This is a genomic window from Rhizobium mayense (genome assembly GCF_030272705.1).
Classification (GTDB): domain Bacteria; phylum Pseudomonadota; class Alphaproteobacteria; order Rhizobiales; family Rhizobiaceae; genus Rhizobium; species Rhizobium mayense.
Genome location: NZ_JARFYM010000026.1, coordinates 24,705 through 41,201 on the forward strand (window position 1 = coordinate 24,705; position 16,497 = coordinate 41,201).

The 16,497-nt window shown below is 59.5% G+C and carries 16 protein-coding genes; 11 read left to right on the plus strand and 5 right to left on the minus strand.

Translation table 11 applies throughout. The features are described from left to right. Positions 1-21: 21 nt before the first annotated feature. Complete coding sequence (gene folE / locus PY649_RS24840) at positions 22-645, minus strand: GTP cyclohydrolase I FolE (protein WP_120704233.1); 624 nt, start codon at positions 643-645, stop codon at positions 22-24. A gap of 295 nt (positions 646-940) precedes the next feature. On the opposite strand from folE, the gene PY649_RS24845 reads away from it, so the two are divergent. The 5 genes from PY649_RS24845 (at position 941) to PY649_RS24865 (ending at position 5,484) form a co-directional block, all read left to right on the plus strand. Continuing rightward, positions 941-1,402: an iron-sulfur cluster assembly scaffold protein gene (locus PY649_RS24845; RefSeq protein ID WP_285871568.1), complete on the plus strand. Its 462-nt coding sequence runs from the start codon at positions 941-943 to the stop codon at positions 1,400-1,402. A 16-nt stretch (positions 1,403-1,418) separates the two neighbouring features. Continuing rightward, on the plus strand, positions 1,419-1,856 hold the full coding sequence (gene yidD, locus PY649_RS24850; RefSeq protein ID WP_285871481.1) for a membrane protein insertion efficiency factor YidD: 438 nt from the start codon (positions 1,419-1,421) through the stop codon (positions 1,854-1,856). Beyond that, on the plus strand, positions 1,853-2,380 hold the full coding sequence (locus tag PY649_RS24855) for a DUF1697 domain-containing protein (RefSeq protein WP_285871482.1): 528 nt from the start codon (positions 1,853-1,855) through the stop codon (positions 2,378-2,380). The genes yidD and PY649_RS24855 overlap by 4 nt, the downstream gene beginning before the upstream one ends. A gap of 123 nt (positions 2,381-2,503) precedes the next feature. Continuing rightward, positions 2,504-4,489, plus strand: coding sequence for a threonine--tRNA ligase (gene thrS / locus PY649_RS24860; protein WP_285871483.1), 1,986 nt, complete (start codon positions 2,504-2,506; stop codon positions 4,487-4,489). 155 nt (positions 4,490-4,644) lie between these two features. Next, complete coding sequence (locus PY649_RS24865) at positions 4,645-5,484, plus strand: lysophospholipid acyltransferase family protein (RefSeq protein ID WP_285871484.1); 840 nt, start codon at positions 4,645-4,647, stop codon at positions 5,482-5,484. A 38-nt stretch (positions 5,485-5,522) separates the two neighbouring features. Here PY649_RS24865 and PY649_RS24870 read toward each other — a convergent pair whose 3' ends face one another. Continuing rightward, positions 5,523-6,647: an RgsD C-terminal domain-containing protein gene (locus tag PY649_RS24870; RefSeq protein WP_285871485.1), complete on the minus strand. Its 1,125-nt coding sequence runs from the start codon at positions 6,645-6,647 to the stop codon at positions 5,523-5,525. Between the two features lie 110 nt (positions 6,648-6,757). Here PY649_RS24870 and PY649_RS24875 point away from each other — a divergent pair, with 110 nt between their 5' ends. From PY649_RS24875 to PY649_RS24890, 4 genes are all read left to right on the plus strand, one after another. Continuing rightward, positions 6,758-7,345, plus strand: a complete 588-nt coding sequence (locus PY649_RS24875; RefSeq protein ID WP_285871486.1) for a nitroreductase family protein — start codon at positions 6,758-6,760, stop codon at positions 7,343-7,345. Continuing rightward, the gene (locus tag PY649_RS24880; protein WP_285871487.1) at positions 7,345-7,950 is read left to right on the plus strand and encodes a flavin reductase family protein; all 606 of its coding nucleotides are present in this window, start codon (positions 7,345-7,347) and stop codon (positions 7,948-7,950) included. Before PY649_RS24875 ends, PY649_RS24880 begins: the two co-directional genes overlap by 1 nt. Positions 7,951-8,064: 114 nt before the next feature. Then, positions 8,065-9,219 (plus strand): DUF2336 domain-containing protein, encoded by a 1,155-nt coding sequence (locus PY649_RS24885; RefSeq protein ID WP_285871569.1) that lies wholly within the window; start codon positions 8,065-8,067, stop codon positions 9,217-9,219. A 93-nt stretch (positions 9,220-9,312) separates the two neighbouring features. Beyond that, positions 9,313-9,717 (plus strand): GNAT family N-acetyltransferase, encoded by a 405-nt coding sequence (locus PY649_RS24890; protein ID WP_432761403.1) that lies wholly within the window; start codon positions 9,313-9,315, stop codon positions 9,715-9,717. Between the two features lie 63 nt (positions 9,718-9,780). Here PY649_RS24890 and PY649_RS24895 read toward each other — a convergent pair whose 3' ends face one another. From PY649_RS24895 to parE, 3 genes are all read right to left on the minus strand, one after another. Next, the gene (locus PY649_RS24895) at positions 9,781-10,959 is read right to left on the minus strand and encodes an AI-2E family transporter (protein ID WP_285871489.1); all 1,179 of its coding nucleotides are present in this window, start codon (positions 10,957-10,959) and stop codon (positions 9,781-9,783) included. 139 nt (positions 10,960-11,098) lie between these two features. Further along, complete coding sequence (locus tag PY649_RS24900; RefSeq protein ID WP_285871490.1) at positions 11,099-12,232, minus strand: esterase-like activity of phytase family protein; 1,134 nt, start codon at positions 12,230-12,232, stop codon at positions 11,099-11,101. 165 nt (positions 12,233-12,397) lie between these two features. After that, positions 12,398-14,461: a DNA topoisomerase IV subunit B gene (gene parE / locus PY649_RS24905; RefSeq protein ID WP_285871491.1), complete on the minus strand. Its 2,064-nt coding sequence runs from the start codon at positions 14,459-14,461 to the stop codon at positions 12,398-12,400. Between the two features lie 200 nt (positions 14,462-14,661). Between parE and PY649_RS24910 the strand changes: the two genes are divergently transcribed. Together PY649_RS24910 and tpiA are read left to right on the plus strand one after the other, a co-directional pair. Then, positions 14,662-15,558, plus strand: a complete 897-nt coding sequence (locus PY649_RS24910) for an alpha/beta fold hydrolase domain-containing protein (RefSeq protein WP_285871493.1) — start codon at positions 14,662-14,664, stop codon at positions 15,556-15,558. A 139-nt stretch (positions 15,559-15,697) separates the two neighbouring features. Further along, the gene (gene tpiA, locus PY649_RS24915) at positions 15,698-16,468 is read left to right on the plus strand and encodes a triose-phosphate isomerase (RefSeq protein ID WP_285871494.1); all 771 of its coding nucleotides are present in this window, start codon (positions 15,698-15,700) and stop codon (positions 16,466-16,468) included. Positions 16,469-16,497: the final 29 nt, after the last annotated feature.

A 16,497-nucleotide genomic window follows, 5' to 3' on the forward strand; every position in this document is an offset into this window, starting at 1 on the left:
GACTCTTTCCCTTAAGCCCTATCAGCGGCTCCGGACCATCGTCATGAAGCGGACCTGCTCGGCCGGATCGGCCTTGAAGGCGCCGGTGAAGGTGGTCGTCAACGTCGACGAGCCTTGCTTCTGAACACCGCGCATCGCCATGCACATATGCTCGGCTTCGAGCATCACCGCCACTCCGCGCGGGCGCAGCGTCTCGTCGATGGCGTTGGCGATCTGGGCCGTCATGGCCTCCTGCGTCTGCAGGCGGCGTCCGAAAATTTCAACGACACGGGCGATCTTCGAAAGGCCAAGAACGCGGCCACTCGGGAGATAGGCGACATGCGCCTTGCCGATGATCGGCACCATATGGTGTTCGCAATGCGAGAAAAACGGAATGTCGCGCACGAGGACCATGTCATCATAGCCGGAAACCTCTTCGAAGGTGCGGCCGAGGACGTCCTCGGGGTTCATATCGTAGCCGGCGAAGAGCTCGCGATAGGCCTTGACGACGCGCGTGGGCGTATCGAGCAGGCCTTCGCGCTGCGGATCGTCGCCTGCCCAACGAAGCAAAACGCGAACGGCGTCCTCGGCTTCCTTTTGGGACGGTCGGTCCAATTCCGGATTGGATTCAAGTGCCTGCGGAAAATTCTTTACAATGGCGTCCATTACCTGTGGTCTCCTGATCTGCGCTGCAGATCTTATTTTGTCGGACTCGCCACTGGCATTCCCCTGAAACATGGAGAAGTATGTACCTTTGGCGGGCTCCGGGGCGTTCTGGCTGGCGGACAAGCCTGCCGTCCTGCACGGTTTCCCATCAAACTTACAGAAGACCATTGCAATTTCGTGGCCTTCAAACGACATACATATAGTATGGCATTGTCCCTGTGAAAGTGTCCTAACGCGACACGCTGTGTTTTTTTGTTTTGAAACGCACAACGGGTACATCGGAGCAAGATCGATGATGGACGACATCTACAACAGCAAGATTCTGGAATTTGCCGGCAATATCGAACGCATCGGCAGCCTTTCCGACGCCGATGCAAGCGCTCAGGCCCATTCCAGACTGTGCGGATCGCGCGTCAAGGTCTGGCTGAAAATGGACGGCGATGTCGTTACCGATTTTACCCACGACGTCAAGGCCTGCGCCCTCGGACAAGCCTCTTCCTCGATCATGGCCCGCCATGTGATTGGCGCCACTGCTGCCGAATTGCGCAAGGCGCGCGAAGATATGCTTGCGATGCTGAAGGCGGACGGCGAGGGGCCGGACGGACGCTTCGAGGACATGCGTTATTTGAAGCCGGTCAGGGATTACAAGGCACGCCATGCCTCTACGATGCTGACCTTCGACGCCGTCGTGGATGCTGTCGGACAGATCGAGACGGCGCGCGCGCCTAACGGGGCCGTGACGGCGGAAGCGGTTTGATCAAAGGCCGCGGGCGATGTGCCATCTCTGCTCCATGCAAGATGAGGAAGACGAGGGAGGAGCGGCTACCGGCTCCAAAAGGCTGAGGCGCGACAAAATACCGCCCAACGACAGCAGCATATCACCTCGTTCCCGCAATTATTCCGGTCCCTTCCGCAAGACGCCCGATCGGCTTCTCGGCATGGGCCTCATCCGCTTCTACCAGCTGACCCTTTCCGGTTTCATCGGCAATTCCTGCCGTCATATCCCGACCTGCTCGGAATATGGCTACGAATCGATCGCCCGTCATGGCCTGTGGGTCGGCGGCTGGATGACCTTGTTCCGGGTGGCACGATGCGGGCCAGGCGGCACCAGCGGGCTCGACCCTGTGCCGGAGACGCTGGAAAATCGCTACCATTGGTGGACGCCTTGGCGCTATTTCACCATCGGCCGGAAGCCGGCCGGAGCGGTATGAAGACATACGTCGCATTGCTCCATAGCATCGTACTCGGTGCCGGACGCAGGGTGGTCATGAGCGACCTCAGGGCAATGGCCGAGGAACTCGGCTTTTCCAACACCAGAACCCTCGTTGCCACCGGCAATCTTGTTTTCGAAGCGGAAGAACAGCCAGTCGCTGAGATCGAGGCGCTGCTTGAGGCGAGATTTGCGGCGGCTTTCGGCAAATCAGTCGACATTATCGGCCGTGATGCGGAGGCATGGCTGAAACTTGCCGCCGGCAATCCGTTCAAGGATGAGAAGGACAGCGAGGTCATCGTCCGCGTTATGCGCGAGCGGCTCGCCCCCTCCGTCATCGCCATGCTCGACAGGAAACGCAGCACCGAGCGCATGGCTATCGTCGATGGCGATCTATGGATCGATTTCGGCGGAAAGGCGAGCGAAACCCGCCTGCTCTCCGCGCTCACCACCAAACGCCTCGGCGTCGGGACGTTGCGGAACTGGAACACGGTGCGCGGATTGGCCGAGATGATTGGGCGTTAGAGCGGCTTCTCCTTTACTAAATCGCTAAATGTCGCTATCAGGCGACCGCGTTCAAAAACACTGATTGACCGCTTCCATTAAACCACCCGCATTCGTTGGCGGGACTGGACAAGGAGAATTTCGATGTCCCAATCCGTTTCCCTGACATTTCCCGATGGATCCGTGCGCAGCTACGATGCTGGCGCAACCGGCCGGGATGTCGCCGAATCCATTTCCAAGTCGCTTGCCAAGAAGGCCGTCGCCGTTGCGATCGACGGCACCGTGCGCGACCTCTCCGACCCTGTAACCGAGGGCAAGATCGAAATCATCACCCGCAACGACGACCGCGCGCTGGAGCTGATCCGGCATGATGCGGCGCACGTCATGGCGGAAGCAGTGCAGGAACTGTGGCCCGGCACGCAGGTGACCATCGGCCCGGTCATCGAAAACGGCTTCTACTACGACTTCGCCAAGAACGAGCCTTTCACGCCCGACGACCTGCCGGTCATCGAGAAGAAGATGCGCGAGATCATCCAGCGCAATGCGCCGTTCACCAAGCAGATCTGGTCGCGCGAGAAGGCCAAGGAAGTCTTCGCATCCAAGGGCGAGCGTTACAAGGTTGAACTCGTCGATGCCATTCCGGAAGGGCAGGACCTGAAGATCTACTATCAGGGCGATTGGTTCGACCTTTGCCGCGGGCCGCATATGGCTTCCACCGGCCAGATCGGCTCTGCTTTTAAGCTGATGAAAGTGGCCGGCGCCTATTGGCGCGGTGACAGCAACAATCCGATGCTGACCCGCATCTACGGCACGGCCTTTGCCGAGCAGGCCGATCTCGACAATTATCTGCATATTCTGGCCGAAGCCGAGAAGCGCGATCACCGCCGCCTCGGCCGCGAGATGGACCTGTTCCATTTCCAGGAAGAGGGTCCGGGCGTCGTATTCTGGCATGGCAAGGGCTGGCGGATGTTCCAGACGCTGGTGTCCTATATGCGCCGGCGACTTGCCGACGACTATCAGGAAGTCAACGCGCCGCAGGTGCTCGACAAGTCCCTTTGGGAAACCTCCGGTCACTGGGGCTGGTATCGTGATAATATGTTCAAGGTCACCGTCGCCGGCGACGAGACCGACGACGATCGCGTCTTTGCGTTGAAGCCGATGAATTGCCCCGGCCATATCCAGATCTTCAAGCATGGCTTGAAGTCTTATCGCGAACTGCCGATCCGCCTTGCGGAATTTGGAGCCGTGCATCGCTACGAGCCCTCAGGCGCGCTGCATGGACTGATGCGCGTCCGCGGCTTCACGCAGGATGATGCGCATATCTTCTGCACCGACGAGCAGATGGCCGCCGAATGCCTGAAGATCAACGATCTGATCCTGTCGGTCTACAAGGATTTTGGGTTCGACGAGATCACGATCAAGCTGTCCACTCGTCCGGACAAGCGCGTCGGCTCCGACGAGCTCTGGGATCGCGCCGAAAGCGTGATGATGAATGTGCTGGATACCATCAGGCTGCAGTCGAACAACATCAAGACCGGCATTCTGCCGGGCGAGGGCGCGTTCTACGGGCCGAAGTTCGAGTATACGCTGAAGGATGCCATCGGCCGTGAATGGCAATGCGGCACGACGCAGGTCGACTTCAACCTGCCGGAACGCTTTGGCGCCTTCTATATCGACCAACATTCCGAAAAGACGCAGCCGGTGATGATCCACCGCGCCATCTGCGGCTCGATGGAACGCTTCCTCGGCATCCTGATCGAAAACTTCGCCGGCCATATGCCGCTCTGGGTCTCGCCGCAGCAGGTGGTGGTCGCGACCATCACTTCGGAAGCCGACGACTACGGCAACGAAGTAGCAGAAGCGCTGCGCGACGCCGGGCTCAATGTCGAGACCGATTTCCGCAACGAAAAGATCAACTACAAGATCCGCGAGCATTCAGTGACGAAGGTTCCCGTCATCATCGTCTGCGGCAAGAAGGAAGCCGAGGAGCGCTCGGTCAACATCCGGCGCCTCGGTAGCCAGCAGCAGACGGCAATGTCGCTCGACGAAGCTATCGCATCGCTTTCGATCGAAGCCACGCCGCCGGATATCCTGCGCAAGCGCGAAGCCAAGCGGGCCAAAGTCGCTTGATATCAGAAATTGTCTGACGGCGTCCTCAGGGCGCCGTCAGATAACTGACACCGAACTTTAATATATCTGTTAAATCAGAGTGTTGCTTCGTCGCCGCACGCCCTGCCTGACATGCGACCCTATGAGATCGAGGAGCGGGGAAGCCCGTCGCGGATTTGGATTTCAAAGAATTATCCTACGCCAATGAACGGGATACGCGCATCAGGCGCTGGCTCATCCGCTCGATCGAGGGCCTGTCGGGCCGCGATCGCTATGCCCGGCTCTACGACATCTGGCGTAGCGATATTGTCGGCAAGAGCGAGCGCGTCTTCGGCAAGATGCTCGATCTCATCGACGTGCGCCTCGCGGTGAAAGGCGATTGGCCGCTGGAGACGATTCCCGAAGCGCCGATCGTCATCGTCGCCAATCATCCTTTCGGCATCGGTGATGGCATCGCAATCCTGGCGCTCGCCGAGCAGCTTGGTAGACCCTTCAAGGTGCTGATCCACAACGAATTGCTGAAAGTGCCCGAGATGGCCGATTATTCGCTGCCGGTCTCCTTCGAGGAAACCAAGGAGGCGATGGCGATGAACATGAAGACGCGCCACGAGGCAGTTCGCTTGCTGAAAGAGGGTACGACGATCATTGTCTTTCCGGCCGGCGGCGTCGCCACAGCCAAGAAAGGCTTCGGACGCGCCGAGGATCTGCCGTGGAAGATCTTTCCCGCCAAGCTCATCCAGGCAGCGCGAGCCAGCGTCCTTCCGGTCTATTTCGAGGGACAGAACGGCCGGCTGTTCCATCTCGCCAGTCGCGTGTCGCTAACCTTGCGTTTATCCCTTTTGATCCGAGAATTCCGCCGTCTTTCCGGTAGCACCATCACCGCGCATGTCGGCGGGCTGATGAGCTGGGAGGCGCTTAACGAAGGCAATGATCGCAAGGATCTGTTGTCGAAGCTCTACGGTGCGGTGTTTTCGATGGCGCCACCGAAGCGTGCGCTGCGAAAAAGAGCCAGCTAGCCCCGCGCTCAGTGCCATGTACCGGCGCTGCGGCAGCGTCAATCCATGCTGTCGCCATCTTCCCCGGCGGTCGGTGCCAACTGCTCGTAAGTCGGCAACGGATGCTGTTGGCTCGCGGCGGGTGTCTGCGTCTGTGGCACCTGGTTCCGCTGTATTTGCGGCGGTGGAACAGGGAGCTGTTGCGCCGGCTGCTGGTCGTTGGCGTCCTGCGGCTGCTGTTCCTTCATCAGCACTTCGATATCAGTATTCGTGCCGGCGGCGACAGTGAAGTCGCGTTGGTAAATCTTGTCCTTGTTGCGGGCAACCGCGGTGTATTGGCCTTCCGCAAGCACCATGGTCGGGAAGGCGCTGAGGCTTTCCCCGACGATATCTCCGGCGGAGGTCAGGATCGACCAGGCGGTATCGGCTATCGCCTCTCCGCCCTTGTCCGACACCAGCTTGAAAGTGATCTTCGCCGCTCTGTGCTGAATCGTCGCTTCGGTCACCTTGCCGGCTTCCACCTGGATATCGGCACGAATGACGGCATTGACGGCACCATATTCGGAGACGACGTGATAGGTGCCGGCGCTGAGGCCCACCAGGGTGTTCGGCTTGACATCGGACATGACAAGGCCGCGCTCGCCGTCTTCCTTCGCATCGCTGGAATAGATCGAAAAGCTCAATTCATCCGGCGGAATACGTACGTCGGAGCCGGAGACGGCATTCAGCACCATGCCGCCGGCGTCGAGTACCATGGTCTGTTTTTGCAGTACGCCGCTTTCAGGCACGGTCAACTTCTTGGTGACGCCGGCGCGGCCGAATGAGACGTTGACGAAATAATCGCCCGGGGCGAGATGGAAGGCCGCCGAACCGCCTTTCGAGCTCGCGACCAGCGGCAGCTTGCCGTCAGCGCCGGCGAAAGGACTGAAGACGTACCAGGAAAGGCCCTGCAATTGCGCGCCGGCGTCAGGCGCCAGCTTGGCCTCGAGCGAGACGTCGCGCAGCGTTTGACCGGAGGAATGTTCGCCGCCGGGCGCGATGAACGCGTTGAGCTTCGGCATCTTCACGCTGCCGTCGAGCTGCTTGAATTCCTTGAAGGCATCTTCCGCCGAGGCAATGGTGCTCAGGGTCGCGAATATCGCGAAACCCGTGACCAAAAGGCGCGCGGATGAAATGCCTGACATGAGTTCCCACCCGATTGACTTCCGGTAAAACACAGGCCACTTCAAGACCAATGCCGTGGCAAATTCAAGACCCACGTCCTCCCGCGCATGAAAATGAAAGCAATCATTCCATGAAAACCGATATCAAGCTGGTCGACTATCTGGCGGTGCGCCGATCCATTCCTGCTTTTCAAATGACCGAACCCGGCCCAGACAAGGCCGAAATCGAAGATATCCTGCGGCTCGCTTCACGCGTCCCGGATCACGGCAAGCTGGCCCCCTGGCGATTCATCGTCTATCGCGGCCAAGAGCGGGCGCGGATCGGCGAAGAGCTTTTGAAGCTGGCGCAGGAAGCCAAGCCTGACCTGTCCGAAGAGATGATCCAGGTCGAGCGCACGCGCTTTACCCGCGCTCCAGTCGTCATCGCCGTCGTCAGCAAGGCGGGGCCGCATTTCAAGATTCCGGAATGGGAACAGTTGATGTCAGCCGGTGCGCTCTGCCTCAACCTGCTAATCTCGGCCAATGCGCATGGCTGGGTATCAAACTGGCTGACCGAATGGTTCGCTTATGACGAGCGCGCCTATCCGCTGCTTGGGGTCCAACCGGGAGAAAAGGTCGCCGGCTTCATCCATATCGGCTCTTCGACCTTCCCGTCGACGGAACGCCCGCGACCGGAATTGACGGAGACCGTGACCTGGATCGGCGGCGAGGACACGTGATGTTCTACACGACAGACACAAATCAGCATGGCTTGGCCTATGATCCCTTCAAGGCCATCGTTGCGCCAAGGCCAATCGGCTGGATCGGCAGCAAGGGCAGGGACAGTTCGCTAAACCTGTCGCCTTACTCTTTCTTCAACGCGGTCAGCGACCGGCCGAAGCTAGTGATGTTCTCGTCGATGGGCCGTAAAGACAGCGTCCGCAATGTCGAGGAAACCAATGTCTTTACCGTCAATCTCGTCAGCCGCAACCTCCTCGAAAAGATGAATCATTCATCTATCGCCGTGCCCTATGGCACCGACGAGTTCTCGCTGGCCGGACTGACCGCGAAACCCGGCAGGCTGGTCGACGCTCCCTATGTCGCCGAAGCCTTCGCCGTATTGGAATGCCGGGTGACGGAGGTCATGCGGCCCAAGGGCCCAAATGGCGAGCCATCGGAAAATATCATGGTCTTCGGACAGGTCGTCGGCATCCATATCGATGAAACGATCATTCGGAATGGCCGGCTCGACATGGCGCTCGCACGGCCTGTCGCGCGCATGGGCTATATGGACTACAGCGAGGGCAGCGACGTCTTCGAACTGCTGCGGCCGATAGCGCCATGATATGGGCGCCGTCTCGTTGGCGCATTAGTGGTTAATAAACAAGGTAAACGACCCGTAAACCTTTCATCACTAACGTATCTGATGTGAGTTTGCGGGTCGGGAATCGTCCCGCCGATATCGGGGCGTTACGTGATCATAGAAGCATTTCTCCGTTGGGCCGAGACCGCCAAGGCAGAGAGCAGGGCGAGGGCGGCCAATGCTCTCGGTCGCGCTTATCTGCAATCGGAAATGCCGCAAGAAGAGCGTGCCGCCGCCGAGATGGCGATGACGTATTTGCTCGACGATCCGTCGCCGCGCGTACGCGCGGCCCTTGCCGAAGCCGTGGCGCGTTCTCCGAATGCCCCGCGCAACGTCATCCTGTCTCTGGCAGAGGACCAACCTGAGATCGCCGGGCAGGTCATTCTTTTGTCGCCGGTGTTCACCGAAGCCGATCTTGTCGACCTTGTGCTACGCGGCAGCAGCGTGACGCGTGTCTTGATCGCCTCGCGCGGGCGAGTGTCGCGATCGGTTTCCGCCGCACTTGCAGAAATCGGCGGCGAGATCGAAATCCTTTGCCTGCTGGAAAACGATGGCGCCTCTTTGTCGCGCGCGTCGTTGAGACGGATTACCGAGCGCGTTGGCGACAGCGCCGAGATCCGCGGTCTGCTTCTTGATCGCGACGCTTTGCCTTCGGATGTTCGCCACCTGCTGATGCGGCATGTCGGCGAGGCATTGGCAGGCTCAAATCTGGTCCAGGCCATGATTGGCGCGGCCAGATTGCAACATGTGAGTCGCGAGGCCAGCGAGGCTGCCACGGTTTCCATGGCCGGGACGGTACAGCACGAGGATGTTCCCGATTTGGTCGAGCACCTGCGGCAGGCCGGCTGGTTGACGCCGGCCTTCCTCATGCATGCGCTCTGTTCTGGCAAAGTGGACTTCTTTGCCAGCGCGATTACCAACCTTTCCACCTGTGACGAACGACGCGTCCGCTCCATCCTTTCCACCGGCCGCGTCTTTGCCGTCCGCGCGCTTTATGAGTCCGCAGGCTTGCCGCGCGACATCAGTACCGTCTTCGTCGAGGCGACATTGATCTGGCGTGAGGCGTCGCGCAAGGATGGCAGCACCATGCTGGAACATGTTTCGGCCCGGTTGATGCGTAAATTCCGTCTTGCCGCACAATCTCCCGCCGCTGCAATTCAACTGCTCGATATGGTGGAGAAGCTCGCCAATGCCGAGCGGCGACAGACGGCGCGGACATTTGCCGCGCTGGCGGCTCTTGCCGCAGCGTGATATCTTTCGTGCATGTGTCTTTTGGGATTTACCTTGCCGCTGACCATTACCATTGAATCACCGCGCCAGGACGGTGTTATCCGTCTCCTCGATATGTCGAGTGCTTATGCACAATCGCTCTATCCGCCGGAAAGCAATCACTTGTTGGACCTCGAGTCACTGGAGAGGCCCGAGGTGACCTTCTGGGTCGCAAGGCTCGATGGCGATATTGTCGGCTGTTGCGCGCTGGTCGAGGCGGATGATGGAACCGCAGAAATCAAACGGATGTTTGTCGACCCGCTGGCCAGGGGACGCAAGGTGGCGCAGATGCTGATGGAAGCGCTGGAAGAGACGGCGACAGAAAAAAATCTGACGGCACTACGGCTCGAAACCGGCGTACTTCAGCCGGAGGCAATCGGGCTCTATCGCAAGGCAGGCTACACCGAGACTGAACCTTTCGGCAGCTACGAGGCTGATCCGCTTAGCCTGTTCATGGAAAAGACGCTTCCGAAAAGCTGATGAGCCTGGCTTCAAATGTTTAGAGCGACTTTTCCGCGTTCAAATGAGAGCGTGGCGCTATTATCAGCCGTCAGAGCCATCCCGGATACGCAGCTGCAGTTCCGGCTCCTGGGCGTGCTGTTCCTCGGTCAATTCCGCCTCACGGATCCATTCACGCCAGATGGCGACGATGATGGCCATAAGCACTGGGCCAATGAAAAGACCAAGGAAACCCATGGTCTTGACGCCGCCGACGAGGCCGAAAAAGGTCGGCAGGAAGGGCAGCTTGATCGGACCGCCAACGAGCTTCGGCCGCAGTGTCTTGTCGACAACGAAAAGCTCGACGGTTCCCCAGATGAACAGCCCGATACCGGCCCAATGCGAGCCGCTGGCAATCAGATAGATGGAGACCAGCGACATGGACAGCGGCGCGCCACCGGGCACCAGCGCCATGACCCCGGTCAGAACGCCGAGGGTGACCGCCGAAGGCGCGCCCGCGATCCAATAGGCGACACCAAGCACGACGCCTTCGCCGATAGCGATCAGTGTCATACCCATGACCGTGGAGCTGATCGTTGCGGGGATCACGCGAGAGATCCGCTCCCAGCGGTTCGGCAGGATGCGTTCACCCAAGAGATCGACCTGTCGGACGAAATTCGCCCCATCGCGGTAGATGAAGAACAGGGCGATCAGCATGAACAGCAACGTCAGCACGACATGGAAGGCGCCGCCGCCGGCGGCAAGCACTGCCCGGTAGATATTGCCGATGTGAGCGCCGCTGACGAGCTGTGCCAGTTCGCCGATGGAACCTGGACTGCCGACATATTGCGTCCATTGATCGCCAAGCCAGGAGCCGACGATCGGCAGCGCCAGTATCCACTGTGGCGGCGGGGCACCGTCGCGGTTGACGTGCACCGCCCAGGCAAACCATTCGCGGACTTCGCCGACCATATAGATGGCCGAGAGCACGATCGGCAGCACCAGGAAGGTCACGATAAAGGCGATGGCGATGGTCGCCGCAAGCGTCGTATTGCCGTTGGTGCGGCGTACGAGGTCACTGTAGAGCGGCCAGGTAGCGAAGCCGATCACCGCGGCAGCCAGCACCGGGACGAGAAAACCGTAGAAGAAATAGATGCCGGCAGCCGCAATCAGGATCAGCAGCCAACGCGCTGCTGAAATCGACGGAATAAGGGCCATGCGGGCGGGTGCGGTCGGCCCGAGCCACCGCGGTTCCCTCGGCTTATGACGTTCGAATACACCCACCGGACTTGCTTCACTCTTTTTATTAGATCAACCGGTTATGGGGTATGATCTAGGCTGTTTCAAGGGCCACCACCCGAAAGCCTATATAATCCGTTGTCGTGACAGCCGGACGACTACCGATGCGAGAGTGGACCGCCGATCATTGCGGCCGACGGATCACCTTGAAGGCAAAGAACTGCGTCTTCTGCGTCGGATTGAAATTGTTGTCGGCAACGAAGATCAGCACATCCGTGCCGTCCTTCGCCTTGCCGAAGGTGACACCCTCGATGTTATCGGGCGCAAGACCGAGCGCGCGCAGATCCATCACCTGCGTTTTGCGCACTGGCACGATGCGCTGATCGGTCTTGGCCAGAGAAGGAATGTTCGACACATCGGTCGCGCCGTCGAGATCGAACATGTTGATGACGACTGAGTTGCCGACATCTTGCGCATAACCGCGTTCGATCGACAGCGCGTGCCGGTCGTCCAGCGCAAGGATCTCCGACATGCCGAAGTCACTCCAGCCGCCGGGTTTGGCAGCCGCCTGCGGAATCGGCGATACCGGATAGACATATTGCGCCTTTTGCTCGCCCGTGGCCGCTTCGTAGCGAATGAGGCGGGCGAGCGCGCCGTTGGTCAGGGTCGTCATCGGCCCGTCCTGATAGAGCGCGGATTCCATGCCGACGAGAAGGTCGCCACCGGAGAGGAAGGTCAGGTTTTCAAAAGCGAGATTATCGCGGATGCCCGTGCTCTTGTCGGCGGTCGGCGCAAAGCCCGAGGGCAGCGGCAGTTCGCGCACGAAACTGCCGTCGCGATTGGCGACCCGCACGAAAGGCGGCAGAAGTGCCTTTCCGTCGCCTTCGCTGCTCCAATAGATGCCGTCCTTGCCGATGCGGATCGATTCAGAATCGACCGTACGAATGGCGAAAGGCTGGCCGTTCTTGTCCTTCAGAGTGACGTGATCGAGAACGGTCACGCCCTTGAGGCCGGCGGCGCTGACATCGATGTCGAGATCGTAGAAGCGCGCCGGCGCTTTTTCGGAGCGGTCGTCGCTGATGGAGATGTAGTGGCCGGTCGAAGGATCGAAATCGATGCCCGAGAGACCACCGACTTCAGCGCCGTTTTCCATGAAACCTGTCGCAATGTCGTATTCGCCGAGATAGGAGAGGCTGATGCCCGCCTTGCAGTCACCGAAGGGGCAGGGAACGTCGATCACCGTGCCGATATCCGTGGCGCGGGCAGCGGAGCCGACGAGAAGAGCGGCGGCGGCAGTCATCAAAAAGGGCTTCAACATGGCGATATCGTCACATCCGGGTTAGCGAGTTGGCGGGTTCACGAGTTGGCAGGTTCGCAGAGATGCCGCATCTATGCATCCGCCCGTGACGCTTTCGTTACGGATGTCGATTAATTCGATAAAAATATCGCGTGGTCGTTCTGCCGCGACGGCGAACCGTGACTGTCAGATATCTAGATTCTCGGCAAATGCCGCGCGCTCCTGGATGAACCGGAAACGGGCATCGGCCTTGGTGCCCATGAGATTATCGACGGCTTCACGCGTGCCCTCGAAATCCACCTCGTCGATCTCGACGCGGAGCAGCGTGCGTCTCGCCGGATCCATCGTCGTTTCCTTGAGCTGGGCCGGAAGCATTTCGCCGAGGCCCTTGAAGCGACTGATCTCGATCTTGCCCTTGCCCTTGAACTCGGTCTCCATCAGCTCCAGCCGATGGGCGTCGTCGCGGGCGTAGATGGATTTCTGCCCCTGCGTGATCTTGTAGAGCGGCGGCACGGCTAGGAAGAGATGGCCGCCACGGATCAGCTCAGGCATTTCCTGATAGAAGAATGTGATCAGCAGCGAGGCGATATGGGCACCGTCGACGTCGGCATCGGTCATGACGACAACACGTTGATAGCGAAGATCCTCTTCGCGATATTTCGAGCGCGTGCCGCAACCTAGCGCCTGGACGAGATCGGCGATCTGCTGGTTGGCGGACAGCTTTTCGCGGCCGGCGCTGGCGACGTTGAGGATCTTGCCGCGCAACGGCAGGATCGCCTGATTGGTGCGGTTGCGCGCCTGCTTGGCGGAGCCACCGGCCGAATCACCTTCCACCAGAAAGAGTTCGGCGCCTTCCGCGGTATTTTGCGAGCAATCGGCGAGTTTGCCCGGCAGGCGCAGCTTGCGCACGGCCGTCTTGCGATTGACTTCTTTTTCCTTGCGGCGGCGCAGGCGTTCCTCGGAGCGCTCGATCACCCAATCCAGCAGCTTTTCGGCCTCGGCCGGATTGTCGGTGAGATAATGATCGAAGGGATCACGCAGCGCGTTTTCGACGATGCGCTGCGCCTCGACCGTCGCGAGCCTGTCCTTGGTCTGGCCGACGAATTCCGGTTCGCGGATGAATATGGAAAGCATGCCGACGCCGGAAATCATCACGTCGTCTGTGGTGATGCCGGCCGCACGCTTGTTCTGCGTCATCTCGGCATAGTTCTTCAGCCCCTTGGTCAGCGCGATGCGCAGGCCTGCCTCGTGCGTGCCGCCTTCCGGGGTGGGGATGGTGTTGCAATAGGAATGGATCTGCGGATCGCCGCCGTACCAGGTGATCGCCCATTCCAATGAGCCGTGGCCGCTGGCTTTTTCCGACTTGCCGGCGAAAATCTCGCGCGTGACGGTGAACTCATTGCCCATCGTCGCCTTGAGGTAATCCTTCAGGCCGCCGGGGAAATGGAAGACGGCCTTTTCGGGAAATTCGGCGCCCGCCGGCACCAATTCGGGATCGCAGCTCCAGCGGATTTCGACGCCGCCGAAAAGATAGGCCTTGGAGCGCGCCATGCGGAAAACGCGGGCGGGATCGAACCTGGCATGCTCGCCGAAAATCTGCGGATCGGGATGAAAACGGGTACGGGTGCCGCGGCGGTTATGGACATCGCCGAGCTCTTCCAGGCCGCCCTGCGGAATGCCGCGCGAAAAGCGCTGGCGATAGAGCTTGCGATTGCGCGCCACCTCGACCTCGAGATCATCAGACAACGCATTGACGACGGAAACGCCGACGCCGTGCAAGCCGCCCGAGGTCTCATAGGCCTTGCCGTCGAATTTGCCGCCTGCATGCAACTTGGTCATGATGACTTCGAGCGTCGACTTGCCCGGCACCTGCGGATGGTTTTCGACAGGGATGCCGCGGCCGTTGTCGGTGACGGTCAGATAGCCCTTCTGGTCGAGATAGACTTCGATGAAATCGGCATGGCCGGCGACGGCCTCGTCCATGGAATTGTCGATGACTTCGGCGAAAAGGTGATGCAACGCCTTCTCGTCCGTGCCGCCGATGTACATGCCGGGGCGCATGCGCACTGGCTCCAGTCCTTCGAGGACGCGGATCGAATTGGCGCCGTATTCTTCGGAAGTCGAGGTTGTCGGCGCTGAGCGCGGTGCCGGAGCGGCCACAGGCTTTTCAGCCTTGACGGCCGGCTTGTCTGCCGCTTCCGGTTTCGGGGAAAGGGGCAGTCCGGAGAAGAGATCGTTGCTGTTATCCATGGAACTGTTCAGATTTGTCCTTGAAGGGGTCATACCCCAAAATCACCGCATTTGCCGTCAGTTTCGCGAATCACCGTGATTCTGCCAGAAACGATGCGCGAGCGCGATGGCGCCCCAGTGACGGGGCAAATTCGGAAAAAAGATTTGCGTTGCCGGGCTGCGGATGGCAAGCCCGTGGGCCTATCGAGGGAAGTGTCCGCATGCGAATGTCCACAGCTCATTTGTCTATTTTAGCCGCGATTGCGGCGTTTTTGCCATTGACGGTCGCGTCGGGTGCCGCAGCCGAGGTGCTGAAGCCCTTCAAAGATGATCTCTTTTCCAATCAAACGGTCCTCGAAAGCCATGACAATGGTGCTTTCCAAACGATCGACTATCAGGAAATGCGCGACATCAATGGCCGCGACGAGGTCCCGGAACGGCGCGTCAAGCCGGCCTATGTTGCAACCGGCGTGCGCTGGAAAGCGCAGCAGGACGAGACCTTGCCGCTCGGTGACCGCAAGCTCGACGTCACCCGCATTGGCCCGGCATCCAAGCAGGCCTTCACCGTGATCTTCATCCACGGCCGCGGCGGCGACCGCAGGCTGGGGTCGAACGACTATACGTTCGGCGGCAACTTCAACCGGCTGAAAAACCTCGCCTACAACAATGGCGGCACCTACTATGCCCCAAGCGTAAAAAGCTTCGATAGCGACGGCGTCACCGACATCGCGGCGCTGATCCGCTATTCCTACGAGCAGTCCGGTGGCAGGCCTGTCATTCTCACCTGCGCATCAATGGGCAGCTTCATCTGCTGGGGCATTACCCGCGACGCCGAAAGCGTCAAGCGCCTGAAGGGAATGGCGATTTTAAGCGGCGTCACCGATCCGGATTTCGCCAACAGCGCTTTCTACAAGGCAAAACTGCCGATCTGGTTCACCCATGGCAGCAGAGATCCTGTCTACGCGGCGACCAACCAGGAAGCTCTCTTTGAAAAGCTTTATAAGTCGCATTACCCGACGCGGTTCACGCTGTTTGCCACCGGCAACCATGGCACGCCGGTGCGCATGACCGACTGGCGAAAAGTGTTGAATTGGGTCATTGATCCACAACCCTCATAACTCTCTTCGAAAAAATTTCGAATTATTTTCGGAAAAGCGATTTTTTAAACGATTTGAACTCCTTCCGGCCGCTTTCGACAACTTTTCTTTCCGCCCTAGTTTTGTTAGTGCGGCAGAGAGGTGACGGGGGAAACGCGGAATGACAAATAAAATACGGCCGCTTTTGGCTGGAAATTGGAAGATGAATGGCACACGGGCCAGCCTCGACCAGATCAAGGCGATGGCCGATGGAGTGAAAGCGCCGCTATCCGAAAAAATCGACACATTGCTCTGCCCACCGGCAAGCTTGCTGTATGTCGCAACAGCACTTTGCGACGATAGTCCGCTGGCGATCGGTGCACAGGACTGCCATCAGCAAGTCAGCGGCCCGCATACAGGCGATATTTCCGCCGAGATGATCGCCGACTGCTTCGGTACCCATGTCATCGTCGGTCATTCCGAGCGGCGCAGAAACCATGCGGAAAGCGACATGCTGGTGCGCGCCAAGGCGGAAGCGGCTCATGCCGCGGGACTGATCACCATCATCTGCATTGGCGAAACGGCCTACGAGCGTAACAGCGGCCAGACGCTGGATGTCCTGAAGCGCGAACTTAATGCTTCGGTTCCAGAAGGTTCGACCTCGGAGACGACCGTCGTCGCTTATGAGCCGGTATGGGCGATCGGCAGCGGCCAGCTTCCCACGCGCGCCGATATCGAGGAGGCACATTTCTTCATGCGCGACGAGCTCATCGAACGCTTTGGCGCCGACGGCGGGCAGATCCGTCTTCTCTATGGCGGCTCGGTCAACGGCGACAACGCGGCAGAGCTACTCGCCATCCCCAATGTGAACGGTGTGCTCGTTGGCGGCCACAGCTTGAAAGCCGTAGACTTCCTCGCCATCTATGGCGCATTCGAACGGCAGTTCGCCTGAAGGTTTCACTTGCCTGGGTTCCAGTCTCA

Bases quoted from the DNA above. Each gene is read 5' to 3' on its own strand.
- folE (WP_120704233.1), bottom strand. From the start codon at position 645: ATGGACGCCATTGTAAAGAATTTTCCGCAGGCACTTGAATCCAATCCG.
- PY649_RS24845 (WP_285871568.1), top strand. From the start codon at position 941: ATGGACGACATCTACAACAGCAAGATTCTGGAATTTGCCGGCAATATC.
- yidD (WP_285871481.1), top strand. From the start codon at position 1,419: ATGTGCCATCTCTGCTCCATGCAAGATGAGGAAGACGAGGGAGGAGCG.
- PY649_RS24855 (WP_285871482.1), top strand. From the start codon at position 1,853: ATGAAGACATACGTCGCATTGCTCCATAGCATCGTACTCGGTGCCGGA.
- thrS (WP_285871483.1), top strand. From the start codon at position 2,504: ATGTCCCAATCCGTTTCCCTGACATTTCCCGATGGATCCGTGCGCAGC.
- PY649_RS24870 (WP_285871485.1), bottom strand. From the start codon at position 6,647: ATGTCAGGCATTTCATCCGCGCGCCTTTTGGTCACGGGTTTCGCGATA.
- PY649_RS24875 (WP_285871486.1), top strand. From the start codon at position 6,758: ATGAAAACCGATATCAAGCTGGTCGACTATCTGGCGGTGCGCCGATCC.
- PY649_RS24880 (WP_285871487.1), top strand. From the start codon at position 7,345: ATGTTCTACACGACAGACACAAATCAGCATGGCTTGGCCTATGATCCC.
- PY649_RS24890 (WP_432761403.1), top strand. From the start codon at position 9,313: ATGTCGAGTGCTTATGCACAATCGCTCTATCCGCCGGAAAGCAATCAC.
- PY649_RS24900 (WP_285871490.1), bottom strand. From the start codon at position 12,232: ATGTTGAAGCCCTTTTTGATGACTGCCGCCGCCGCTCTTCTCGTCGGC.
- parE (WP_285871491.1), bottom strand. From the start codon at position 14,461: ATGGATAACAGCAACGATCTCTTCTCCGGACTGCCCCTTTCCCCGAAA.
- PY649_RS24910 (WP_285871493.1), top strand. From the start codon at position 14,662: ATGCGAATGTCCACAGCTCATTTGTCTATTTTAGCCGCGATTGCGGCG.
- tpiA (WP_285871494.1), top strand. From the start codon at position 15,698: ATGACAAATAAAATACGGCCGCTTTTGGCTGGAAATTGGAAGATGAAT.